Origin of the sequence: uncultured Flavobacterium sp., from assembly GCF_963925185.1 — a bacterium.
Taxonomy (GTDB): domain Bacteria; phylum Bacteroidota; class Bacteroidia; order Flavobacteriales; family Flavobacteriaceae; genus Flavobacterium.
The window spans coordinates 1-23,377 of record NZ_CAWURC010000031.1 but is presented as its reverse complement, the minus strand read 5'-3'; the positions used below and the strand labels follow the sequence as shown (position 1 = coordinate 23,377).

The following is a 23,377-nucleotide window of genomic DNA, read 5'->3' as shown; positions in this document are numbered from 1 at the left end:
AAATAAAAAAATCAAACAATAATTGATTTTCCAATAGATGATTTTGCTTTATCATTTTCTAAATAAAAGTCAATTCGCCCAAGATTTATGCCATAGCAACCCACTTGGTTGACCAAAACTTCTTTTCCGTCCAAGTTTTTCACAATGTTTGGTTTATCAAGAAAAGTATGGGTATGACCGCCAATAATCAAATCAATATCTTTGGTGAGTTGTGCCAGTTTTAAGTCGGAAATTCTTTTCGAATCTTCTTTTCCGTACTTATATCCAAGGTGCGAAAGGCAAATTATCAAGTCACATTTATTTTCCTTTTTTAAGATTCGAACCATATCTTGAGCCGACTCTAGCGGATTATTATAAACTGTTTCCTTGTACATTTGTTTGTCAACAAGGCCTTCAAGTTCTATCCCAAGTCCAAAAACGCCCACTTTTATTCCGTTTTTATTAAAAATTTTATATGGTTTCACAAAACCAGCCATCGAAGTGTTCTTAAAATCATAGTTTGCCGAAACAAATTCGAACGTGGCGTGAGGCATTTGGGCAGTTAAACCATCCACACCATTGTCAAAATCGTGATTGCCTATCGTTGATAAATCATATTTCATCATGCTCATCAATTTAAATTCCAATTCGCCACCATAATAATTAAAGTAAGGTGTTCCTTGAAAAATATCGCCAGCGTCAAGCAGCAAAACATTTGAGTTTTCCTGACGAATACTTTCAATTAATGCCGCTCTTCTCGAAACGCCACCCATGTTTGGGTTTCTAGGATGATCAATTGGGAAAGGGTCAATATGACTGTGAACGTCGTTAGTATGTAATATTGTAATATGTTTAATATCGGAAGATTTAAAGCTACTCAACGACAATCCTAAACCCAACATTGCTGTACCTGCAGCAGTTTTTTCGATAAAATCTCTTCTTTTCATTTCTTCTTTTTTTTGGAGCTATTTCCCGCTTTCCGTTACAATCTTTTATTTTTTTAAAGAAAAAAATAAAAGGATTTTCTCTGCAATCGAGGCTAGGACATTTAGATATTTATGATATTTTGTAATAATCGTCACTTTTTTATTCAACACTAACCCTCACGTCATTAATCATTGGAATAGTGTCCACTTCCTTGAAATAATCTATCAGGACATTTCTTAATTTGTAATCTAAATCAAATTTTTGAACCCCTTTTTTAAAGAAATTCATGCTGTCGCCCCCGTTTGCTAAATAATCATTGGTAGCAACATAATATACGATGTCATTTTCGACAGGCTTTTCTTGAACTAAAATGTTTTTTGCAGTATTGTCTTTGCTAATTGTAAAGGTAATTCCTGATAAAGGATGCGGTTTTTTAGCGGCGATAAAATAATCGACCAATTCAAATATTTGTTCTCCCTTTAATGCTATAACAACAAGACTGTTTTCAAAAGGCATAATTTCATAAGCAGTTCTCGAAGTAACATTTCCTTTAGGAAGAACGGACCGAATGCCACCATTATTAAGCAGACATAAATCAATATTCTTTTTTTCTCTAGCTTGAAAAACCAATTGTCCTTGTTTTAAAGTAACATCAGCCATCAAATTACCAATAGTGGTTTGCCATTTCCCATTGCTTTTGTCTAATGTTGTTGGGCAATAAGCCAAAACACTGTCTAAATCTTTGTTAATGTGTTCCCGATAAGGTTTAATATAATTTTCAATTTGCTCCGTTTGTTCGTTTCTTGCATTTGAACCAATAACTTGATTCTCTTTCTCGGTAATTGGTATACGTTTCCCTTCAATTTTAGAAACATAATAATTTTGTTTACCGCAAGAAACAATAAAAAAAAGTGTTAATAATATAACAAAAAGATTTAAAACACCAGTATACTTTTTTAGATTTACCATTTGAAATGCGACTTAATTAATTTAATTTTGTAATATGGTAAATATAATATGTTTTTAAATTATTTAAAGAATTTTTTTTTAATTAAAATATTAAAAAATAGTTTGCAAAATGTAAGGAGTGTCACGCTCTCTAATTCAACGCAATCTGTTGGTGTACTCGTCGATGAAAGTTATTTTTTCGAAAAAGAAGACTTGACGAAGGAATTAGTAGCTAATGGAATTCAAGAACAAAACATAAAAATTATCGTTTACAGAGACAAACTAAAGAATAATGAGGTTTATTCGAAACCAACATTTGGCATCAAACATCTTAATTGGAAAGGTGAAATTATAAATCCAGAGGTCAACGATTTTATCAATGAAGAATTTGATTTATTAATTAGTTATTACGATGTCGAAAAAGCAATTTTATTAACAATTACTCACAATTCTAAAGCGCAATTTAAAGTTGGATTTTCATCTATAGATAAAAGATTAAATCATTTGATGATTAATACAAATGCTGAAAATTACAAAGTTTTTGTTCAGGAATCATTCCGGTATTTAAAAATATTAAACAAAATATAAACTCACTATGCAATCATTTATAGGTACAGGTGTTGCACTCGTAACTCCTTTTAGAGAAGACTTTTCAATCGATACGGAAGCATTAAAAAGAATTGTAAATTATTCAATCGATGGCGGAGTCGAATATCTTGTGATTCTTGGTACAACCGCAGAAAATGCCGCATTGTCACAATTAGAAACAGAACTAGTCATAAAAACTGTAACAGAAACCAACATAGGCAGATTGCCATTAGTACTTGGGCTAGGAGGGAACAACACAGCAAAAATCGTCGAAGAATTAAAAATGAGAGATATGTCTCAATTTGCTGCCATATTATCAGTATCTCCCTATTACAATAAACCTACGCAGGAAGGAATTTACCAGCACTTTAAAGCAGTTGCCGAAGCTTCCCCAGTTCCAGTAATTTTATATAACGTTCCAAGTAGAACAGGAGTAAATATGTTGCCATCAACTGTTTTGCGTTTGGCAAATGATTTCAAAAACATCGTTGCCGTTAAAGAAGCGGCAGGCGATATGATACAAGCAATGAAATTAATAAAAGACAAGCCAAAAGATTTTCTTGTTATATCTGGAGATGATATGATTGCTTTACCAATGGTTTTAGCTGGAGGTGCTGGTGTAATTACGGTAATTGGACAAGGTTTTCCAAAAGAATTTTCAGAAATGATTCGCTTGGGTTTAAACGGAAAAGTAAATGATGCAAACAAAATCCATTACCTTTTTATGGATTGTATCGACATGATTTTCGAACAGGGAAATCCTGCAGGAATCAAACAAGTCTTCCGGTCACTAGGAATAGCAGAGAATACGGTTCGCTTACCATTAGTAAAAACGGATGAATCACTAACAAGCAGGATTAATCAATTTGTAGAATTAATCAATAAATTAGCCTAAAAATTACCTTTATTTATTAAGCAAAAATATATTTTGTAGTAGCTAAATTAATAACTAAATTTGCCACCTAAACTTAGGCAAGATTTATGCAAGTTCGAAATAACTAATAAATCAAAAAAAGTAAAAAAATAAAATGAAAAAAATAATTTCTCTATTACTTGTTGTTATAGTTTTTGGCTCTTGTAGCGAATATCAAAAAGCATTAAAAAACGAAGATGTTGCCGTAAAGTTTGAAATGTCAACTAAATTGTATGATGCTGGAAACTATTCGAAAGCCATTCGACTTTTTGAACAAATTGCACCAGCTTATAGGGGAAAACCTCAAGCAGAAAAATTGTTTTATATGTTTTCGCAATCCTATTATAAAACAAAACAATATTATTTAGCTGCATACCAGTTTGAAAGTTTTGTTTCGGGTTATCCAAAAAGTGAAAAAATAGAAGAAGCGGCTTTTTTAGGAGCTAAAAGTTTTTCGATGCTTTCGCCAATTTATAGTTTAGATCAAACCGATACTTTCAAGGCAATAGACAAATTGCAATCATTTATAGATACGTATTCAAATTCGCCATATATGGCTGAAGCAAATAAAACGCTAAAAGAATTAAATGAAAAAGTAGAGAAAAAAGTATTTGAAAATGCAAAGGGATACAACACCATTATGGATTATAAGTCGGCAATAGTGTCTTTAGATAACTTTATTGCTGATTATCCAGGAACACCTTTCAAAGAAGATGCTTTGTATTATAAATTAGATTCAGCTTATCAACTCGGAATTAATAGCGTTCCTGCTAAAATGCAAGAACGATTAAATGTTGCAAAGACGGCCTATTCTAATTTGATAAAATTTGAAGCCAATACAAAATATAAAAAAAATGCTGACGATATGTTAGCTAAAATTGAAAAGGATTTACAAAATTTCACTAAATAAATAAGCCATGGATTTAAGAAAGACAAATGCTCCAGTAAATACAATTACGTACAATAAAAATGTAATTGAAGAGCCTACAGGAAATGTGTATGAGGCAATAACTATTATGGCCAAAAGAGCAAATCAAATCAATTCTGAAATCAAAAAAGAATTGACTGAAAAACTGGAAGAATTTGCTACCTATAACGACAGTCTTGAAGAAGTTTTTGAAAACAAAGAGCAAATCGAGGTTTCAAAATTTTACGAAAAATTACCTAAGCCACACGCTTTAGCAGTTCAAGAATGGTTAGATGGAAAAATCTACCACAGAGAAGGAAATAAATAATATTGATTATGTCAGTTTTAAAAGGGAAAAAAATTTTACTGGGAATTTCCGGTGGAATTGCAGCCTATAAAACTGCTACATTAGTTCGATTTTTCATAAAAGCAGGTGCACATGTCCAAGTGATAATGACACCTGCTTCTAAGGATTTTATAACGCCTCTTACATTATCTACATTATCAAAAAACCCCGTTTATTCTAGTTTTTACGACCAAGACGAAGAAAATGAAAAATGGAATAGTCATGTCGAATTAGGACTTTGGGCAGATTTGATGGTTATTGCTCCTGCAACTGCAAATACATTGTCGAAAATGGCAAATGGCATTTGCGATAACCTTTTAATTGCTACTTATTTATCCGCAAAATGCCCCATTTATTTTGCTCCAGCAATGGATTTAGATATGTACATTCATCCATCGACAATTGCCAGTTTTAAGAAGTTAGAGCAGTTTGGTAACACAATAATTCCTGCCGAAAGTGGCGAATTAGCAAGCGGTTTATCTGGCGAAGGAAGAATGGCTGAACCAGAACATATTATTGCTTTTCTCGAAGCCGATTTAGAAAGTAGGTTGCCTCTAAAAGGAAAAAAAATACTAATTACTGCCGGACCAACATACGAAGCAATAGATCCCGTGCGTTTTATAGGAAATTATTCATCAGGAAAAATGGGTTATGATATTGCAAAAAGCGCCGCAAATCTTGGCGCTTCGGTAATCTTGGTTTCTGGACCTTCTCATTTTACGATAGAAAATAATTTAGTAAAAGTCGTTCGAGTAGTCTCGGCTAAGGAAATGTATGATGCTTGTCATCAATATTTTGAAGATGTGGATGTGATGATTGCTGCCGCTGCAGTTGCTGATTATAAACCAAGGAATATAGCAATCCAAAAAATTAAAAAGGCAGCAGATGATTTTAGCATTGAACTCGAAAAAACGAAAGATATTCTGGCTTCATTGGGCGAAATAAAGAAAAACCAGTTTTTAATTGGCTTTGCATTGGAAACCGAGAATGAAATAGAAAATGCAAAGTTGAAAATTCAGAAAAAAAACCTAGATTTGATCATTCTTAATTCTTTACAGGATGAAGGAGCCGGTTTTGGAAAGTCGACCAATAAAATCACTTTCATCGACAAAAAATTCAAGGTAGAACCAATGAAATTGAAATCTAAGGAAGCCGTTGCCGATGATATTTTAAACAAAGTAATAGCACATTATGCGTAACATTTTAAGTATATTTTTACTGATGATTCTTGGCAGTGTTCATGCACAAGAATTGAATTGTATCCTGACAGTAAATGTTCAAAATTTATCGAATGCCAATCAACAGGTTTTTAAAACTTTGGAAACTTCATTAAGTGAATTTGTAAATCAAACACAATGGACAGAGAAAACGTTTAAACAAAACGAGAAAATAAATTGTTCAATGTATATTACCATTTTATCCAACAATTCCAATCAATATGTTGCAACAATTCAAGTTCAATCTTCAAGACCAGTTTATAATTCGTCATATTCATCACCAATTCTAAATTTCAACGACAAAGATTTTAGCTTTAATTATACAGAGTTTGAAAGTTTAAATTTTAATCCTAACTCCTTTGAATCCAATCTAGTATCTGTGGTGTCTTTTTACAGCTACATAATATTAGGAATGGACGCCGATAGTTTTATGACTTTAGAAGGAACTCCTTATTTCAAAATCGCTCAAAACATATCGAATGTTGCTCAAGAAGGCGGTTATCGAGGTTGGAAACAAACTGACGGAAACCAAAACAGATATTTTTTGATAAACGATTTATTGTCTCCGGTATATAATGAAGTTCGCCAGACAGGATATGATTATCATTCAGGCCTAGATATAATGAGTAAAGATTTAAAAGCAGCAAAAGAAAAAATAAAAAGTGCTTTACTCAATCTTGGGGAACTGAATCAATCTAAACCCAATGCTTATTTGACTCGAATTTTTTTTGATGCTAAATCAGACGAAATTGTTTCTATCTTTTCTGGAGGTCCAAGTATTTCGATATCAGATTTAGTCGATAATTTAAGTAAAACATCTCCTTTGAACTCCAGTAAATGGGCGATGATTAAATATTAATTGAATTTTAAATTCTTAAATATTACTGGTTCTTCATCACAAAAACTACAGAAATGATTACTTCCTTGTCGATAAAAAACTATGCTTTAATAGAAAAATTAGCCATCGATTTTTCAAAAGGATTTTCGATTATTACAGGAGAAACAGGGGCAGGAAAATCAATAATTTTAGGCGCTTTAGGATTGGTATTAGGAAAAAGGGCCGACCTGACTTCCTTGAAAAACAAAGAAGAAAAGTGTGTTATCGAAGCTCATTTCGAAATCTCAAAATATAAATTGAACTCTTTTTTCGAATCCAATGACTTAGATTATGAAGACGAAACCATCATTCGCCGTGAAATTTTACCTTCCGGAAAATCGAGGGCTTTTGTCAATGACAGTCCCGTAAATCTTCAGGAATTACAGGAATTGAGTTTGCTTTTAATCGATATTCATTCGCAACATCAAACACAGGAACTTTCCGATGAAAAAGTCCAGTTCGAAATTATTGACGGCATTGCAGATAATCAAGTAGGTGTTTTAGATTATCAAACGCTTTTAAAAAGCTATAAATCGGATAAATCAAAATTAAATCTGCTCCTTACAAAACAAGCTGAATCTATCAAAGAACAGGAATACAATACTTTTTTGTTGGATGAATTAGTGGTGTCAAATTTAAAATCGGGTGAACAAGAAGTCCTTGAAGGTGATTTTGAAAAACTGAATAATGTCGAAATTATAAAGGAATCGATAGATAAATCTTTGGCTATTGCCAATGAAGAACAAATAGGAGTGATGCACAACTTGAAGGAAATCAAGGTTTCCTTGCAAAAAATAGCAATATTTTCGCCAGAATATCATTCTTTATTAGAGAGAATAACGAGTTTAACTATTGAGTTTGATGATATTTCAGAGGAATTGAATCGTTGTTCCTATAAATTGGTCAATGATCCAGAACAATTGGATTTGATTAGCCAAAAGTTGCAAGTGATTTACAGTTTGCAAAAAAAACACCAAGTTTCCTCGATTGATGAATTATTAGAAATACAAAATAATTTAGAAAATTCACTTTTAGAAATAGGAAATTTAGAAACGGAAATTTTAGCATTGACTAATTTGATTCAACAAAAAACAGACGCATTAGATGCTTTGTCAACCTCAATTCACAAAAATAGAGTAGCCGCTGTGCCAGTTTTAACTCAAAAGCTGATAGCAATTTTGGAAACTTTAGGAATGCCAAATGCCCGTTTTAAAATTGACATTAATGCCATTTCAACTTATTTCGAAAACGGAAAAGATGAGCTCCAATTTTTGTTTTCTGCAAATAAAGGAACTGATTTTGGATTATTAAAAAAAGTAGCTTCGGGTGGTGAAATGTCAAGAATTATGCTGGCCGTAAAAGCAGTTTTGGCACAATATTCAAAACTGCCAACTTTAATTTTTGATGAAATAGATTCAGGTGTTTCTGGGGAAATTGCTAACAAAATGGGAGAAATTATGAAAGAGATGAGTCAGAAAATGCAAATCTTTGCCATTACCCATTTGCCACAAATTGCCGCAAAAGGAACAGCTCACTTCAAAGTTTCTAAATCAACCATTGGAGAGGAAACCCTTTCTGAATTGAAATTATTATCTAGTGAGGAACGAGTAGTTGAAATAGCGCAAATGTTGTCGGGAACCGTCGTTTCTGATTCCGCATTAAACCACGCAAAAGCCTTGTTGAGCTAAAGAAATTCCTTATATTTGTCAACTTTAAACCCAATAATAGATTAACTGAACAACCTTACAATTATGATCATAGAACCAAGAATGAGAGGATTTATTTGTTTGACATCTCACCCAAAAGGATGCGAGCAAAATGTAAAAAATCAAATCAAATATATCAAATCAAAAGGGCCAATAAATGGGCCTAAAAAAGTTTTAGTAATTGGGGCATCAACCGGATTCGGTATGGCATCAAGAATTACAAGTGCTTTTGGTTCCGACGCTGCAACGATTGGCGTTTTTTTTGAAAAACCTCCAGTTCAAGGAAGACCAGGTTCGCCAGGGTGGTACAATTCTGCAGCATTTGAAAACGAAGCTAAAAAAGAAGGTTTATATGCAAAAAGTATTAACGGAGATGCTTTTTCGAATGAAATAAAAAAACAAACTTTAGATTTGATAAAAGCAGATCTAGGTCAGATTGATTTAGTTATTTACAGTTTGGCTTCCCCGGTTCGTGTTCATCCAGTTACTGGCGTGATGCATCGCTCGGTTTTAAAACCTATTGGTTCTACTTATACTAATAAAACTGTCGATTTTCATACCGGAATAGTTTCCGAAATTAGTATTGAACCTTGTCAAGGTGACGATATCGAAAATACAGTTGCGGTAATGGGAGGTGAAGATTGGGCTATGTGGATAGATGTTTTAAAAGCGGAAAATCTTTTAGCGAAAGGCGCAACGACTGTAGCTTATTCTTATATTGGACCCTCATTAACCGAAGCTGTTTATAGAAAAGGAACTATCGGTCGTGCAAAAGATCATCTTGAAGCTACTGCTTTTGCTATTACGGACAGTTTAAAATCTCTCGAAGGAAAAGCCTTTGTTTCCGTGAATAAAGCATTGGTTACCCAAGCAAGTTCCGCCATTCCGGTTATTCCTTTGTATATATCGTTGTTGTACAAAATAATGAAAGAAGAAGGAATTCACGAAGGCTGCATCGAGCAAATCCAACGTTTATTTTACGATAGACTTTACACTGGAGAAGAAATCCCAACAGATGACAAAGGAAGAATTAGAATTGACGATTGGGAAATGAGTGCTGAAGTTCAAGAAAAGATTGCTATCCTATGGGAGGAAGCTACTTCAGAAGCATTACCGGAAATAGGAGATTTACAAGGGTATAAACAAGATTTTCTTAACCTTTTTGGTTTTGGATTTGAAGGAGTGGATTATCTAACAGACGCTAACGAAATGGTAGGTGTTTCGAGTATAATATAATGGAATAAATACTTTTCTAAAACATAAAAATGTTTAAAGCCACCACGATTTTAGTGGTGGTTTTTTTATAGATAAAGATTATCTTTGTTAAGAATTTGAGCGTAAAAGTCCTAACCTTAATACAATATTATGTTATTTTCTCTAATCATCCCAGTTTATAACCGTCCTGATGAAGTTGACGAACTTTTAGAGAGTTTGTCGCAGTTAGATTATAATGAAGATTTTGAAATTGTTATTATTGAAGATGGATCTACGTTACGTTGTGAAGACATGATAGAAAAACATCATGATAAACGGTCTATTTCTTATTATTACAAAGATAATTCAGGTCCTGGAGATTCTAGAAATTTCGGAATGAAAAAATCAAAAGGAGATTATTTTATCATTTTCGATTCGGATTGTATTATTCCAAAAAACTATTTGACAGAAGTTGCCAATGCTCTAAAAGAAAATTATGTAGATTGTTTTGGCGGACCTGATAAGGCTTTAGATAGTTTTTCCGATATACAAAAAGCCATCAATTTTGCTATGACTTCTTTTCTTACTACTGGTGGAATTAGAGGAGGTTCAGAGAAAATCGATAAATTTCAACCCCGAAGTTTTAATATGGGATTGTCTCGAAAAGCCTTTGAAGCTTCCAATGGTTTCGGAAATATTCATCCTGGAGAAGACCCTGATTTAACAATAAGATTATGGGAATTGGGTTTTGAAACCAAACTTTTTTCAAAAGCTTTCGTCTATCACAAAAGAAGGGTTAACTGGGGAAAATTCTCAGTGCAGGTAAATAAATTTGGCAAAGCCAGACCAATTTTGAATAGCTGGTATCCTAAATACAATAAACCTACTTTTTTCATCCCCTCTATTTTTATAATCGGATTTGCAGTTGCTCTTTTTCTGTCGTTAATTCTCAACCACGATTTATTGCTTCAATTGTATTTTGTTTATTTTTCATTATTGTTTTTGGTATCAGCATACCAAAATAAAAGTTTCAAAATTGGATATCTATCTACAAAAGCGGTTTGGAAACAATTCTATGGTTATGGAACTGGTTTTATGGAATCATTCATCAAAATCATTATTCTGAAACAAAAGCCCCAAGAAGCTTTCCCAGAGTTATTTTTTAAAAAATAATATGACAAAAACAATTGGTTTAACCGGAGGAATTGGAAGTGGAAAAACCACAATTGCTAATCACTTTATGGCAGCTGGAATTCCTGTTTACATTGCAGATGATCAAGCCAGAAAAATTATGCAATCTTTAGAAATTATAGCTGATATTAAAAAAATATTTGGTGGTGAACTTTTTGAAAATAATATTTTAAATCGAGAAAAACTAGCTGCAATTGTATTTAACAATCCCGAAAAATTAGAACAACTTAATGCCATTATTCATCCTGCTGTAAAGAAACATTTTGGCAACTGGATTTTAGAACATAAAAACGCTCCGTTTATTATTTATGAAGCAGCAATTTTATTCGAAAGTGACAGTTATAAAAATTGTGATTCGATAATTACTGTTACTGCGCCACTAGAATCTAGGATCCAGAGGGTAGTTAAGAGAGATAACACTACTCGCGAAAATGTTTTGAAAAGAATGAATACGCAATGGGATGATGCGAGGCGAATTTCAAAAAGCGATTATGTTATTGAGAATATTAATTCTGAAATCGCAAAGTCAGAAATTAAGAAAATTATTAAAATTTTGCGTATTCAATAATTTTAGCCATTGTTGTTAATCTTTGGTTAAATTATTATTATTTATAGTGTTAAAATGCTAACTTTGAATAGATGAATAAATTTTTTTTTAGAGTACTTGTTTTGTTAATGAGTTTATCCTTAATTGGGATAATTTTAGTACAAGTTTATTGGTTTAATACTTCGTTTAAGAATAATGACGAACAATTTAAATTTCACGTTAAACAGGTTATGGGTAATGTGTCAGATAAAATTCAAAGACAGGAAGCTTACAGTTTTTATGACAAATACAATCAGTATAAAGATAGTACAGGTAAAATACCTCAAAAAAACGATTTATTGGAGTTTTATTACATTCAAAAAAACAACAAAACCAATAAAACAATTATTTATTCGAACAGTATAATAAGTGAAGATTACGGCATATCATCTACGTTCTTTGATAAAAAATTAGATAGTGTAAAATTTAAAAGTTTTAATTCTAAGAGAGTCACTGAAGTTTACAATAATAATCAATTTGACAATTCAAAAAATCAGCATAAATTAACTCCTGATATCAAGATTGAAAAGTCCGGAAATTTGGACGTTTTAGATAATGCTCAATTTCAAATATTTTTTAAGGACCTTGCTACGACAATGCCTATACAAGAAAGAGTTTCGAAAGAAAGTTTGGCTAAACTTTTAAAGAAAGAATTAGTAGAATACGGTGTAAAAACTCCTTTTGAATATGGTATTTATAGTAATGGATTGGCAACTAAAGTCAAATCGGAAAGGTTTAAATATGATAAAAACACAACCTATTCCATTTCAATATTTTCTGATAATGAAGGAAATAGTAAATATCAATTATTAGTTTCATTTCCTCAAAAAAAGAAATTCTTGATAACAGACCTAATTGGAATTACACTATTGTCGATTATTTTTACCTTGATCATTATTATTGCCTATTCAAGTGCTTTGAATCAATTGATTCGTCAACGTCATATCTCTGAAATTAAATCTGATTTCATCAACAATATGACGCACGAGTTCAAAACTCCAATTGCTACAATAAACTTAGCTTTGGATGCCATAAAAAACCCAAAAATTATTGATGATAAAGAAAAAGTTTTGAAATACATTCAGATGATTAAGGACGAAAATAAACGAATGCATGCCCAAGTTGAGAATGTTTTAAGAATTTCAAAACTTGAAAAAAAAGAATTGGATATTGCCAAGGAATCTAGTAATATTCAGGAAATTATTGAAGTTGCTATTGAGCATGTAAATTTAATTTTAGAAGACAGACACGGAGAAATAACGAAACATTTTGATGCAGTTCGAACTGGTGTTTTATTAAATGAAGCTTATTTTATAAATGTAATCGTAAACATCTTAGAGAATGCCATTAAATATTCACCGGATGTACCCAAGATTGATGTTTTTACAGAAAATGTAAAAGATTTTGTCATTATTAAAATAAAAGACAAAGGAATAGGAATGAGTAAGATTGCCCAGAAAAGGGTTTTTGAAAAATTTTATCGTGAGCATACTGGAGATATTCATAATGTGAAAGGTCACGGATTAGGGTTGGCTTATGTAAAAAAAATTATAGATGATCATAATGGTCAGATTTTTGTAGAAAGTGAAAAGGGAAAGGGAAGTGCCTTCATAATAAAAATACCATTAATAAATTAAAATATGGAAAATGTAAATAAAAGAATTCTTTTAGTAGAAGATGACCTGAATTTTGGCGCAGTCCTAAAAGATTATTTAATGCTAAATGACTTTGATGTTACTTTAGCAAAAAACGGAATGGAAGGCTTCGAAAAATTCAAAAAAGACACTTACGATTTGTGTATTTTAGACGTAATGATGCCTTATAAAGATGGCTATACATTGGCAAAAGAGATTAGAGAAAAAAATCAGGAAGTCCCAATTATTTTTTTAACAGCAAAATCTATGAAAGAGGATGTATTAAAAGGATACAAAGCTGGCGCTGATGACTATCTAAACAAGCCTTTTGATTCAGAGGTACTGTTGATGAAAATCAGAGCCATAATCCAAAGAAAATCTTCTGGTGTTAAAACGGAACCGGTTCAATTTGAATTTAACATTGGTAAATTTCATTTGAATTCAAAACTTCGTTTTTTGACATTTGATGCTGACGAACCTGTTAAATTATCTCCTAAAGAAAACGAACTTTTAAAGATGTTGATTCTTCACGAGAATGATTTGATGCCAAGAGAACTGGCTTTAACAAAAATTTGGAGAGACGACAACTATTTTACTTCAAGAAGTATGGACGTTTATATTGCTAAATTAAGAAAATATCTCAAACCAGATCCAAATGTTGAAATTCTCAACATTCACGGAGAAGGATTTAGATTAGTAGTAAAAAATAAAGTACTTGCATAAAAAATAAAGTAATTGTATCAAAAAATAAAGGCTTTGAGTAATTGAAGCCTTTTTATTTTAAATTTAGTTGCAATGCAAAACAAGTTTTATCTTCTTTTGTTATGCTATAAATCGTTGAGTCATCATTCAAATTTTTGTGAATAACAACTTTATCTTGAAGTGATAATTCTCTTATAAAATTCATTTCAAAACTTTCAATTTTTTGATTCAAAATTAATTCTTCGTTCATCAAATCGAGACACCATTCCATATATTTTACGTTATTCACATGATTTACATTGTCTAAATCTGACAGAACAACCCTTTTTTCTGCCATAAATTTCTTCTCATTACGTAGATTAATTTTTGAAAAAGATTTATTTGTTGCTTTATTTTCAGGAAACAATTCAAAATGTGAGAATGGCAAATTCAATGGTTCCAGACTCCTTGTATTCGTATTGAAAACCGCCCAAAAAGTTTCGCAACCCACAATTTTATTCCCATTTACATACATTTCCAAGGCACGTATCGAAAGGGAATTTTCGAGTGTGTTAATCCAAGTTTTTACCGTTACAATATCTTTCAATCTTGGTAATTCAGTAATTTCGACCCTCATTTTACTCAAAATCCAAGCTTGATTGAATTCTTGCATATCCGAAAAGCTGATTCCACCAATTTCAGAATGTGAAGCTGCTGTTAATTGCAGAAGATTGCATAAATCAGTATATTTTAAATACCCATTTGGCATACATTGCGTAAAATTGATTTCCCAATCTTTGCTGAAACTTGATGTAAAATTTGGTGAAATTGGCATATAAATAATTATGAATTATGAATTATGAATTATGAATTATTTCTGATATATAATTTCTGATATCATTCTTATCTGCAAGATAATCAAACCACTTTGTTTCCTCATTTCTTTTGAACCAAGTAAGTTGTCGTTTAGCAAATCGTCGGGTGTTTTTTTTGATTTCTTCAATAGCAAATTCTAATGAAATTTCACCATCAAAATAGCTGAATAATTCTCTATAACCTACAGTTTGTAAAGCATTCAAGTATTTGTAGGTGAATAAATATTTAGCTTCGGCCAATAAACCATCATTTACCATTACGTCAACTCGCTGATTGATTCTGTCATAAATTACACTTCTTTCTGCCTCCAATCCGATAAGAATAGGAGTGAAGTTCCTTGTGTTTTTCATTTGATTTAAAAACGAAGAATAGGGTTTTTCGGAACCAATACAAACTTCTAAAGCGCGCATCATTCGTTGTGGATTTTCTTTGGCTACAACTTCAAAATAGTTTGGGTCACGTAGTTTTAATTCGGTTTGTAAATAGTCTAAACCTAATTTTTCGTAGTTTTGTTTTACGGCTAAACGAATGGCAATATCAATTTCTGGAAACGCATCAAACCCTTTCAAAACGGCATCCACGTATAATCCAGAACCACCAACCATCACAACAAAATCATGGGTTAAATATAATTCATCCAGTTTAGAGATAGCTTCTTTCTCGAAATCGCCAACCGTATAATTTTCAAAAATGGATTTGTTTTGGATGAAATGGTGTTTTGCTCCAGCCAATTCTTCAGAGGAAGGAACTGCAGTACCAATTTTCATTTCCTTGAAAAACTGCCTGCTGTCGCAAGAAATAATATCGCATTTGTAATGTTGTGCTAATGCAATACTCAAGGAAGTTTTTCCTATAGCTGTTGGGCCGACTATCGTAATTAGGTATTTAGCCATTCTAGAAATTTACTACTTTCAAATACTTATTTTTTCTTAGATAAGCCTGAATACTATTCCGAGTATCGCGATTGCTTTGCATCGGAATGATAATGTTTCGCAATATTTCGATCGTGTTGATTTGGTAATTCAAATCATAAAAAGCATATCCTTTGTAAACGCCATTTTCAATCAAAATAGCACTGCGCTCTGTAACTGTTCGCCCTTTGTCTAGAATTGCCAAAGATTTATTTTCAAATATGTTTTTTTCTATAAAAGCATGAACCCGTTTATTATATTCTAAGGTTGAAATTTTTCCACTGCAAGCACCATCGCATTTGTTGGTGGAGTGTTGAAAACAATGTGTTTTGGTTTCATACAAACCAGTTAATTTTTGACATAAACTATATTGCGAACTTATTCGAAATAAAGCATCTTTTCCTTCCTGCAATGAGGTATAGGATTTAATTTCTTTTTTTCTGCCGTCCGCTTTTTGCAATTTTAAATTGAGATATCCATTAGCATCCTTTTCGGCATAAATTGCCCAAGAAAAGTTGCTTTTTGGGGACATTCGATTATAAATGGGTCTGTTGATTTTAATTTCTTCGGATTCTTTTAATAGCGCAATTAATTCGCTTCCGGTTTCTTCATAAGTTACTGTAAAAACTTCATTTTGAATTTTCTTGGCACTTCGAGTAATTCCGGTAAAATGCTGATTGACCCGCTTTTTGATGTTTCGGCTTTTACCAATAAACATTAGGCTGCCATCTTCCCGATGAATGTAATAAACGCCCGTTTTTGAAGGTAAACTTTCAACAATATCCATTAATTTAGGCGCTATTCCCTTTTGAATTTCAAATTTGATGAGCTCTTTAACAATCTCTTTATTTAAATCTTTATCCAACAGCATTTTGAATAATTTCACTGTCGCCATGGCATCACCACTTGCGCGATGTCTCTCTGCCATTGGGATTCCCAAGGCTCGAACGAGTTTTCCTAAACTGTGCGAAGGTTGTTCTGGTAATAATTTTTTGGATAATTCGACCGTACAAAGTGTTTTTACATTGAATTCATAGCCCAAACGGCGAAATTCCGTGCGTAAAATTCGATAATCGAAATCAGCATTATGAGCCACCAAAACACAATCGTTGGTCATTTCGATAATGCGTTTGGCTACTTCAAAAAACTTTGGAGCAGATTGCAACATCGCGTTATTTATGCCGGTAAGCTTTACTACAAAAGGCTGGATTGGGATTTCAGGATTGACTAAACTGATGAATTGATCCACGATTTCGTGGCCGTCAAATTTGTAAATGGCAATTTCGGTGATACCTTCTTCGTTGAATTGTCCTCCAGTAGTTTCTATGTCAAGTATTGCGTACAAAATAAGTGTTCAGTGTTTAGTATTCAGTCATTGCGAGGAACGAGGCAATATCATTATCATTCAGCTTCGAACCACTATCTTCCTCCAAAGATACGACTTCCTATCCGAACCATCGTACTTCCGCATTCAATTGCGAGTTGATAATCGCCAGACATTCCCATAGAAATGGTTTTGGGTAGTGGTGCCAATTTATAAAAAATAGATTTCAAATGGGTGAATTCTTTCCTGATTTGGTTCTGATTATCTGTAAAAGTCGCCATTCCCATTAACCCAACGATTCGAATGTTTTTCATTTCCTGAAATGCTGCGGAAGCTAGGAGCGAGTTGAGTTCTTCTTCATCAAGACCAAATTTATTTTCTTCTTTGGCAATGTATATTTGAAGCAAACAATCAATGATTCTATTGTTTTTTTGAGCTTGTTTGTTGATTTCTTGCAAAAGTTTTAAACTATCCACACCGTGAATCAAGCTGACGAATGGCGCCATAAATTTGACTTTGTTCGTTTGCACGTGACCAATCATATGCCACTCGATGTCTTTTGGCATTGCTTCCCATTTCTCGGCCATTTCCTGGATTTTGTTTTCGCCAAAAATGCGTTGACCGGCATCGTAAGCTTTCATCAAATCAGGAATGGGTTTGGTTTTAGAAACGGCAACAAGAGTTACGTTTTCTGGTAATGAGGATTTTATTTTGAGGAGGTTTTGTGCAATTGACATTTTAAATAAATTGTTTCGAGATTTTATCCGCTTTCTTACTTTCGCTATAATCATAAAAACCTTCGCCAGATTTCACGCCTAGTTTTCCTGCTCGAACCATATTGACCAATAAAGGACAAGGCGCATATTTTGGGTTTCTGAAACCGTCAAACATCACATTTAAAATTGCCAAACAAACGTCTAGCCCAATAAAATCTGCTAATTGCAATGGTCCCATTGGATGCCCCATTCCGAGCTTCATCACGGTATCGATTTCATAAACACCGGCTACTTTGTTATATAAGGTTTCGATGGCTTCGTTTATCATTGGCATCAAAATTCTATTGGCAACAAAACCAGGATAATCGTTTACTTCAACTGGAGTTTTGCCTAGTTCTTCAGATAAATCCATAATGATTTTCGTTACTTCGTCGCTCGTGTTGTAACCACGGATGATTTCAACTAGTTTCATAATAGGCACTGGATTCATAAAATGCATCCCAATAACGCGTTCCGGATGAGCAACAACAGCGCCGATTTGCGTAATGGAAATGGAAGAAGTATTCGTTGCCAAAATCGTATTATGGGAACAAGCTTCGTTTAATAGTTTGAAAATATTTAGCTTTAATTCGACGTTCTCAGTAGCAGCTTCAACTACCAAATCAACTCCCACAACACCATCTTTAATGTCGGTATAAGTGATGATATTGCTTATGGTTTTGAATTTGTCTTCTTCGGTAATGGTTCCTTTTGCAACCATTCGGTCTAAATTTGAGGCAATGGTGGCCATTCCTTTATCCAATGATTTTTCGGAAACATCAATTAATTTTACGGCGAAACCACTTTGTGCAAATGTATGCGCAATTCCGTTACCCATTGTTCCTGCTCCGATTACTGCTATTGTTTTCATAATTCTTTATTGAAAGATTTAAAGACTGGCTTAATTGAAAATTACTTCTTAAAACACTCTATAATTTGATAAGCAACTCTTAGTGCTTCCGTCGCTTGTTCCAATGTTACAACGGGAGTTATATTGTTGTTAATCGCATCGGCAAAGGATTCCAATTCATCAAGAATGGCGTTTTTTTGCTCCACATCAGGATTCGAAAAGTAGATTTGTTTTTTTACGCCTTCGGCATTTTGTAGAATTATATCAAAATCTCCTGGAATTTCTGGAGCATCTTTCATTTTTACAACCTCACATCTTTTCTCCAAAAAGTCAACTGATATGTATGCATCTTTTTGGAAGAAGCGTGATTTACGCATGTTTTTGAGTGAAATTCGACTAGCAGTTAAATTGGCAACACATCCATTTTCGAATTCAATTCTAGCATTAGCAATATCTGGCGTATCGCTAATCACAGAAACTCCGCTGGCATTGATATTTTTAACTTTCGAATTTACAACACTTAAAATCGCATCAATATCGTGAATCATCAAGTCAAGAACTACGGGAACATCGGTGCCGCGAGGATTAAATTCTGCTAATCGATGGGTTTCTATAAACATTGGATTTTCAATCATATCCTTAGTCGCTTTGAACGCAGGATTAAATCTTTCGACGTGGCCCACTTGCCCTTTTATATTAAATTCTTTTGCTAAAGCAATGATTTCTTCCGCTTCGGTAACAGTATTTGAGATGGGTTTTTCTATAAATACGTGTTTGCCGGATTTTATTGAAACTTTGGCACATTTATAATGCGAGAGTGTTGGAGTTACAATATCAATCACATCGACAGCGTGAATAAGAGTGGCAATAGTATGAAATTGTTTGTATCCAAATTCTTTGGCAACTTTCTCTCCATTTTCTTGATTTTCATCATAAAATCCGACCAATTCGTATTTATCGGATAGTTGCAATAATCTTAAATGTATTTTTCCGAGATGACCAGCACCTAAAACACCTACTTTTAACATAAAATGTATTTTTAACAAAAATATAATTTATTTGCTTAAAGTAGGAAGTTTAAGGTTTAAAGTTTTGGAAATTGTTATTTGATTTTTGAATTATTAAAGGTTATTTTTACCGAAATATATTAATTTACACTTTGAAAGATACCGCCAAACATCAAGGACTTCGCAATCAATTAGTAAGCCTTTTGAAAGAAAAAGGGATTACTGATGTGACTGTTTTGGAAGCCATCAAGAAAATTCCGAGACATCTTTTTTTGAATTCCAGTTTTGCCGATTATGCTTATCAGGATAAAGCATTCCCAATTGGTGCAGGACAAACCATTTCGCAACCGTATACTGTAGCTTTTCAAAGTCAATTATTAGAAGTAAAAAAAGATCATAAAATTCTCGAAATAGGAACGGGTTCGGGCTATCAAACCGCAGTTTTGTGTTTGATGGGTGCTAAGGTTTATAGTGTTGAAAGGCAAAATGAACTGTTCAAACAAACATCTATTTTGTTGCCGAAATTAGGTATAAGACCCAAACACCTTTCTTTTGGGGATGGTTATAAAGGGTTACCTAATCACGCCCCTTTTGACAGCATAGTTGTTACGGCTGGTGCGCCAATAATTCCGCAAGCCCTAATGGCACAACTAAAAATAGGAGGTAGGCTGGTAATTCCGCTTGGCGAAGAAAACCAAATTATGACATTGCTAATCAGAAAAAATGAAACGCAATTTGAAAAACACGAGTTTGGAGATTTTAAATTCGTGCCGTTGTTGGAAAATAGAAATTAAAGTTAATCCATCAATTGCTAGTACGTTTTACAATAAAAACAGGTTAGTCACTAAAGGTAAAGCGCTACCATTTTTATTAATAAATTTGTAAAATTTACAAATATTCCTTTAATAGTGTTGCGTCAATATCACTATGGGAAACATTATAAACTAATTTCTCGCTTTTTATCAACAACACTTGTGGCGATTGATGATAAGCATTAAAACGAGAAGCAATTTCATTCGAAATGTCTCGATATTCCAATAAATCTAAAAAATAAGCATCTACCTTATCATCTAAATCAAATTCATTTTCAAACTGCTTCAAAGCAAACCTACTAATGCTACAACGGGTGCTATGCTTGAAAATCACTACTGGTATTTCATTGGAAAGTGTTACTATTTGATCCAGTTGATCTAAGTTTGTTAATGGAATCCAATTGATTTTACTGTTGGATAGATTCTGATTCTCTGAACTTCCAAAAACAGTTGAAAATAAACTCATTAGGTAATTTTTAATTAATTATATAACTTTTAAACGCTACATTATCTGTCATTTTATCGTAACTTTATCAATAAAAAGACTTTTTGAATATTACCTGCCAAAGGTACAAAAACTTTAAACTCGACACAAGCGTCTGTAAACTGGCGTTGCAAACATTAAACTTTAAATAAAAGTAAAATGGCCATCAATAAATTTACTATCAAATCGCGGGAAGCCATTCAGCTTTCCCAAAAATTGGAACAAAGTCACGGACAGCAACATTAGATGAATATCAAAAATATTTTGAGTAAGATAAAACGCTCGAAAGACGTTTCCAAGAAATCATAATCGAGGAACCCATAAAAAACGAACTTTCTAATATAGAATTCTAATGTGGAAAAAAGATTTTATCAATCAACTGGAAAACACCGAGAAAAAGATAAATAAAAATCAAGAAATCAATCTCAATCATATTCAAACTTTTCCAATCCTCTTTACCGCTACTCTTTATAAAAATTCTTATTTTTGCAATCTAAATTTTGCCTTATGCCAAAGAATAAATACAAAATAGCGGTTATTCAATTGAATTTGAATGATGTTGCTGAAAACAACTTAAAAAAATGTTTGTCTTGGGTTCGCGATGCTGCCAGTCAAGGTGCCGAAGTAATTTCATTGCCCGAATTGTACAGCAGCCATTATTTTTGTCAGAGTGAAGATGTAGATAATTTTGAGTTGGCTGAACCATTGTATAGCACTTCTTTTATTGCTTTTAGTGCTTTGGCAAAAGAATTAGGCGTGGTAATAATTGTTCCTTTCTTCGAAAAAAGAATGGCTGGAATTTACCACAATAGCGCTTACATCATCGACACTGATGGATCCGAAGCTGGATTGTATCGTAAAATGCACATTCCGGACGATCCACATTTTTACGAAAAATTTTATTTTACGCCTGGCGATATTGGTTTCAAAACTTTCCCAACCAAAAAAGGAAAAATTGGAACGCTCATTTGTTGGGATCAATGGTTTCCTGAAGCGGCTCGTTTGACGGCTTTACAAGGTGCTGAAGTGCTGTTTTACCCAACGGCAATCGGCTGGCATCCATTGGAAAAAGACGAATATGGTGAAAACCAACACGGCGCTTGGATGAACGTAATGAAAGGTCACGCTGTTGCCAATGGCGTTTATGTTGCCGCTGCAAATCGAATTGGTTTGGAACAATATATCGAAGGAACAGCTGGGATTCAGTTTTGGGGTTCTTCCTTTATTGCTGGACCGCAAGGCGAAATTTTGGCGCAAGCCTCACACGACAAAGAGGAAATCTTGATTGCCGAAGTTGATTTAGATTTACAAGAAAATGTGCGTCAGAATTGGCCGTTTTTTAGAGATAGAAGAATCGACGCTTTTGGTGATATTACGAAAAGAGCAATCGACTAATTATGAGCGCAAACACGAGAAGATTCCCCGCCGAATGGGAAAAACAACAAGGGATTTTGCTTTGTTTTCCGCATAATGGCAAAGATTGGCCAGGGAAATACGAACCGATTCAATGGGTATTTGTCGAATTCATCAAAAAAGTTTCCTCTTTTGAAACTGTTTTTTTGATTGTTGCCGATGAAAAACTAAAAGCAAAAGTCATTGAAATGCTGGAAACAGCTGCTGTAAATATGGCGAATGTTTCTTTCATTATCCATAAAACCAACAGAAGTTGGATGCGGGATTCGGGTCCGATTATTGTGAAAAACGGAACTAAAAAGGAAGCGTTAGACTTCAATTTTAATGGTTGGGCAAAATACAACAACTATCAATTGGACAAATGGGTTCCAACGAAAGTAGGCGAATTTCTAAATATTCCTGTCACCCCAGTTTTACACAACGGAAAACCAGTAATTGTTGAAGGCGGTGCCATTGACACTAACGGAAAAGGTACATTGTTGACTTCTGAAGAGTGCTTGCTACATCCCAATATCCAGGTTAGGAACCCCAATTTCACTAAAACAGATTATGAAGCCGTTTTCAAAGAATATTTGGGAATTACCAACGTGATTTGGTTGGGCAACGGAATCGAAGGTGACGATACCCACGGACATATTGACGATTTATGCCGATTTGTAAACGAAGATACTATTATCACGATTGTGGAATCTGACCCAAAAGACAATAATTACAAACCTTTGCAAGACAACTTAAAACGCTTGCAAAACTCCAAACTGGAAAACGGCAAATCTCCAAAAATCATTCAACTTCCAATGCCAAAGCGCATCGATTTTGATGGAGTTCGTTTGCCGGCGAGTTATGCGAATTTCTTGATTTTGAACAAATGTGTTTTGGTTCCTACTTTCAACGATTCCAATGACAGAAACGCATTGAACATACTTGCAGATTGTTTTCCGGATAGAGAAATCATCGGGATTAACGCTATAGATTTGATTTGGGGTTTCGGAACCTTGCATTGTTTGAGCCAACAAATTCCGGAATAAAATTTTAGCATAAAAAAACACCAACAAAACTGCTGGTGTTTTTTTGTATAATTTTAGACCGAAATTAGTTTACAATTATAGTCTTGGTTGTTGATTGATTATCAGATGTCATTTTCAATAAGTAAAACCCTTGCGGTAAATTATCCAAAGTATAACTTTGGTTTTCTAAAATAGGTTTTTTGACAACTTGAATTAACTGTCCATTGATGTTGATTAAATCAATTTC

At 33.3% G+C, this 23,377-nt stretch carries 24 protein-coding genes; 15 read left to right on the top strand and 9 right to left on the bottom strand.

What is annotated here, in order from left to right:
- Positions 1 to 11: 11 nt before the first annotated feature.
- A complete protein-coding gene (locus AABM59_RS07435; protein WP_338408333.1) occupies positions 12 to 926 on the bottom strand; it encodes a metallophosphatase in 915 nt (304 codons plus the stop codon).
- 139 nt (positions 927 to 1,065) lie between these two features.
- Entirely contained in the window at positions 1,066 to 1,875 is an 810-nt protein-coding gene (locus AABM59_RS07430) for a 5'-nucleotidase (RefSeq protein WP_338408332.1), read from the bottom strand.
- Between the two features lie 102 nt (positions 1,876 to 1,977).
- On the opposite strand from AABM59_RS07430, the gene AABM59_RS07425 reads away from it, so the two are divergent.
- The 12 genes from AABM59_RS07425 (at position 1,978) to AABM59_RS07370 (ending at position 13,736) form a co-directional block, all read left to right on the top strand.
- Positions 1,978 to 2,442: a hypothetical protein gene (locus AABM59_RS07425; RefSeq protein WP_338408331.1), complete on the top strand. Its 465-nt coding sequence runs from the start codon at positions 1,978 to 1,980 to the stop codon at positions 2,440 to 2,442.
- Between the two features lie 7 nt (positions 2,443 to 2,449).
- Complete coding sequence (gene dapA, locus AABM59_RS07420; RefSeq protein WP_338408330.1) at positions 2,450 to 3,337, top strand: 4-hydroxy-tetrahydrodipicolinate synthase; 888 nt, start codon at positions 2,450 to 2,452, stop codon at positions 3,335 to 3,337.
- Between the two features lie 133 nt (positions 3,338 to 3,470).
- Entirely contained in the window at positions 3,471 to 4,265 is a 795-nt protein-coding gene (gene bamD / locus AABM59_RS07415; RefSeq protein WP_338408329.1) for an outer membrane protein assembly factor BamD, read from the top strand.
- 7 nt (positions 4,266 to 4,272) lie between these two features.
- On the top strand, positions 4,273 to 4,590 hold the full coding sequence (locus AABM59_RS07410) for a DNA-directed RNA polymerase subunit omega (protein ID WP_338408328.1): 318 nt from the start codon (positions 4,273 to 4,275) through the stop codon (positions 4,588 to 4,590).
- An 8-nt stretch (positions 4,591 to 4,598) separates the two neighbouring features.
- Positions 4,599 to 5,807: a bifunctional phosphopantothenoylcysteine decarboxylase/phosphopantothenate--cysteine ligase CoaBC gene (gene coaBC, locus AABM59_RS07405; RefSeq protein ID WP_338408327.1), complete on the top strand. Its 1,209-nt coding sequence runs from the start codon at positions 4,599 to 4,601 to the stop codon at positions 5,805 to 5,807.
- Complete coding sequence (locus AABM59_RS07400; RefSeq protein ID WP_338408326.1) at positions 5,800 to 6,684, top strand: DUF4835 family protein; 885 nt, start codon at positions 5,800 to 5,802, stop codon at positions 6,682 to 6,684. The genes coaBC and AABM59_RS07400 overlap by 8 nt, the downstream gene beginning before the upstream one ends.
- A gap of 53 nt (positions 6,685 to 6,737) precedes the next feature.
- A complete protein-coding gene (gene recN / locus AABM59_RS07395; protein WP_338408325.1) occupies positions 6,738 to 8,390 on the top strand; it encodes a DNA repair protein RecN in 1,653 nt (550 codons plus the stop codon).
- 63 nt (positions 8,391 to 8,453) lie between these two features.
- The gene (gene fabV / locus AABM59_RS07390) at positions 8,454 to 9,644 is read left to right on the top strand and encodes an enoyl-ACP reductase FabV (RefSeq protein ID WP_338408324.1); all 1,191 of its coding nucleotides are present in this window, start codon (positions 8,454 to 8,456) and stop codon (positions 9,642 to 9,644) included.
- Positions 9,645 to 9,773: 129 nt separating this feature from the next.
- Positions 9,774 to 10,775: a glycosyltransferase gene (locus tag AABM59_RS07385; RefSeq protein ID WP_338408323.1), complete on the top strand. Its 1,002-nt coding sequence runs from the start codon at positions 9,774 to 9,776 to the stop codon at positions 10,773 to 10,775.
- Between the two features lies 1 nt (position 10,776).
- A complete protein-coding gene (coaE, locus tag AABM59_RS07380) occupies positions 10,777 to 11,361 on the top strand; it encodes a dephospho-CoA kinase (protein ID WP_338408322.1) in 585 nt (194 codons plus the stop codon).
- Between the two features lie 71 nt (positions 11,362 to 11,432).
- Complete coding sequence (locus AABM59_RS07375; protein WP_338408321.1) at positions 11,433 to 13,016, top strand: HAMP domain-containing sensor histidine kinase; 1,584 nt, start codon at positions 11,433 to 11,435, stop codon at positions 13,014 to 13,016.
- Positions 13,017 to 13,019: 3 nt separating this feature from the next.
- Positions 13,020 to 13,736, top strand: a complete 717-nt coding sequence (locus AABM59_RS07370; RefSeq protein ID WP_338408320.1) for a response regulator transcription factor — start codon at positions 13,020 to 13,022, stop codon at positions 13,734 to 13,736.
- 52 nt (positions 13,737 to 13,788) lie between these two features.
- On the opposite strand, the gene AABM59_RS07365 is transcribed toward AABM59_RS07370, so the two are convergent.
- From AABM59_RS07365 to AABM59_RS07340, 6 genes are all read right to left on the bottom strand, one after another.
- Positions 13,789 to 14,529 (bottom strand): acyl-ACP thioesterase domain-containing protein, encoded by a 741-nt coding sequence (locus AABM59_RS07365; RefSeq protein ID WP_338408319.1) that lies wholly within the window; start codon positions 14,527 to 14,529, stop codon positions 13,789 to 13,791.
- A 22-nt stretch (positions 14,530 to 14,551) separates the two neighbouring features.
- A complete protein-coding gene (gene miaA / locus AABM59_RS07360; protein WP_338408318.1) occupies positions 14,552 to 15,463 on the bottom strand; it encodes a tRNA (adenosine(37)-N6)-dimethylallyltransferase MiaA in 912 nt (303 codons plus the stop codon).
- A 1-nt stretch (position 15,464) separates the two neighbouring features.
- Positions 15,465 to 16,826: an exonuclease domain-containing protein gene (locus AABM59_RS07355; RefSeq protein WP_338408317.1), complete on the bottom strand. Its 1,362-nt coding sequence runs from the start codon at positions 16,824 to 16,826 to the stop codon at positions 15,465 to 15,467.
- Between the two features lie 74 nt (positions 16,827 to 16,900).
- Positions 16,901 to 17,542 carry a YggS family pyridoxal phosphate-dependent enzyme gene (locus tag AABM59_RS07350; protein WP_338408316.1) on the bottom strand — a complete coding sequence of 214 codons (642 nt, stop codon included), beginning with the start codon at positions 17,540 to 17,542 and terminating at the stop codon, positions 16,901 to 16,903.
- Position 17,543: 1 nt separating this feature from the next.
- Positions 17,544 to 18,431 (bottom strand): 3-hydroxyacyl-CoA dehydrogenase NAD-binding domain-containing protein, encoded by an 888-nt coding sequence (locus tag AABM59_RS07345; protein ID WP_338408315.1) that lies wholly within the window; start codon positions 18,429 to 18,431, stop codon positions 17,544 to 17,546.
- A 41-nt stretch (positions 18,432 to 18,472) separates the two neighbouring features.
- Positions 18,473 to 19,438, bottom strand: a complete 966-nt coding sequence (locus AABM59_RS07340; RefSeq protein WP_338408314.1) for a Gfo/Idh/MocA family oxidoreductase — start codon at positions 19,436 to 19,438, stop codon at positions 18,473 to 18,475.
- A 131-nt stretch (positions 19,439 to 19,569) separates the two neighbouring features.
- Between AABM59_RS07340 and AABM59_RS07335 the strand changes: the two genes are divergently transcribed.
- Positions 19,570 to 20,211: a protein-L-isoaspartate(D-aspartate) O-methyltransferase gene (locus AABM59_RS07335; RefSeq protein WP_338408313.1), complete on the top strand. Its 642-nt coding sequence runs from the start codon at positions 19,570 to 19,572 to the stop codon at positions 20,209 to 20,211.
- A 94-nt stretch (positions 20,212 to 20,305) separates the two neighbouring features.
- On the opposite strand, the gene ytxJ is transcribed toward AABM59_RS07335, so the two are convergent.
- Positions 20,306 to 20,695, bottom strand: a complete 390-nt coding sequence (gene ytxJ / locus AABM59_RS07330) for a bacillithiol system redox-active protein YtxJ (protein ID WP_338408312.1) — start codon at positions 20,693 to 20,695, stop codon at positions 20,306 to 20,308.
- 525 nt (positions 20,696 to 21,220) lie between these two features.
- Between ytxJ and AABM59_RS07325 the strand changes: the two genes are divergently transcribed.
- Together AABM59_RS07325 and AABM59_RS07320 are read left to right on the top strand one after the other, a co-directional pair.
- Positions 21,221 to 22,108, top strand: a complete 888-nt coding sequence (locus tag AABM59_RS07325; RefSeq protein ID WP_338408311.1) for a carbon-nitrogen hydrolase — start codon at positions 21,221 to 21,223, stop codon at positions 22,106 to 22,108.
- Between the two features lie 2 nt (positions 22,109 to 22,110).
- A complete protein-coding gene (locus AABM59_RS07320) occupies positions 22,111 to 23,151 on the top strand; it encodes an agmatine deiminase family protein (RefSeq protein ID WP_338408310.1) in 1,041 nt (346 codons plus the stop codon).
- The last annotated feature ends 226 nt before the right edge of the window (positions 23,152 to 23,377 follow it).

Excerpts from the sequence above, each read along its gene's own strand:
- AABM59_RS07435 (WP_338408333.1), bottom strand. The coding sequence starts at position 926 with ATGAAAAGAAGAGATTTTATCGAAAAAACTGCTGCAGGTACAGCAATG.
- AABM59_RS07430 (WP_338408332.1), bottom strand. The coding sequence starts at position 1,875 with ATGGTAAATCTAAAAAAGTATACTGGTGTTTTAAATCTTTTTGTTATA.
- dapA (WP_338408330.1), top strand. The coding sequence starts at position 2,450 with ATGCAATCATTTATAGGTACAGGTGTTGCACTCGTAACTCCTTTTAGA.
- bamD (WP_338408329.1), top strand. The coding sequence starts at position 3,471 with ATGAAAAAAATAATTTCTCTATTACTTGTTGTTATAGTTTTTGGCTCT.
- AABM59_RS07410 (WP_338408328.1), top strand. The coding sequence starts at position 4,273 with ATGGATTTAAGAAAGACAAATGCTCCAGTAAATACAATTACGTACAAT.
- coaBC (WP_338408327.1), top strand. The coding sequence starts at position 4,599 with ATGTCAGTTTTAAAAGGGAAAAAAATTTTACTGGGAATTTCCGGTGGA.
- AABM59_RS07400 (WP_338408326.1), top strand. The coding sequence starts at position 5,800 with ATGCGTAACATTTTAAGTATATTTTTACTGATGATTCTTGGCAGTGTT.
- recN (WP_338408325.1), top strand. The coding sequence starts at position 6,738 with ATGATTACTTCCTTGTCGATAAAAAACTATGCTTTAATAGAAAAATTA.
- fabV (WP_338408324.1), top strand. The coding sequence starts at position 8,454 with ATGATCATAGAACCAAGAATGAGAGGATTTATTTGTTTGACATCTCAC.
- AABM59_RS07385 (WP_338408323.1), top strand. The coding sequence starts at position 9,774 with ATGTTATTTTCTCTAATCATCCCAGTTTATAACCGTCCTGATGAAGTT.
- coaE (WP_338408322.1), top strand. The coding sequence starts at position 10,777 with ATGACAAAAACAATTGGTTTAACCGGAGGAATTGGAAGTGGAAAAACC.
- AABM59_RS07375 (WP_338408321.1), top strand. The coding sequence starts at position 11,433 with ATGAATAAATTTTTTTTTAGAGTACTTGTTTTGTTAATGAGTTTATCC.
- AABM59_RS07370 (WP_338408320.1), top strand. The coding sequence starts at position 13,020 with ATGGAAAATGTAAATAAAAGAATTCTTTTAGTAGAAGATGACCTGAAT.
- AABM59_RS07365 (WP_338408319.1), bottom strand. The coding sequence starts at position 14,529 with ATGCCAATTTCACCAAATTTTACATCAAGTTTCAGCAAAGATTGGGAA.
- miaA (WP_338408318.1), bottom strand. The coding sequence starts at position 15,463 with ATGGCTAAATACCTAATTACGATAGTCGGCCCAACAGCTATAGGAAAA.
- AABM59_RS07350 (WP_338408316.1), bottom strand. The coding sequence starts at position 17,542 with ATGTCAATTGCACAAAACCTCCTCAAAATAAAATCCTCATTACCAGAA.
- AABM59_RS07345 (WP_338408315.1), bottom strand. The coding sequence starts at position 18,431 with ATGAAAACAATAGCAGTAATCGGAGCAGGAACAATGGGTAACGGAATT.
- AABM59_RS07340 (WP_338408314.1), bottom strand. The coding sequence starts at position 19,438 with ATGTTAAAAGTAGGTGTTTTAGGTGCTGGTCATCTCGGAAAAATACAT.
- ytxJ (WP_338408312.1), bottom strand. The coding sequence starts at position 20,695 with ATGAGTTTATTTTCAACTGTTTTTGGAAGTTCAGAGAATCAGAATCTA.
- AABM59_RS07325 (WP_338408311.1), top strand. The coding sequence starts at position 21,221 with ATGCCAAAGAATAAATACAAAATAGCGGTTATTCAATTGAATTTGAAT.
- AABM59_RS07320 (WP_338408310.1), top strand. The coding sequence starts at position 22,111 with ATGAGCGCAAACACGAGAAGATTCCCCGCCGAATGGGAAAAACAACAA.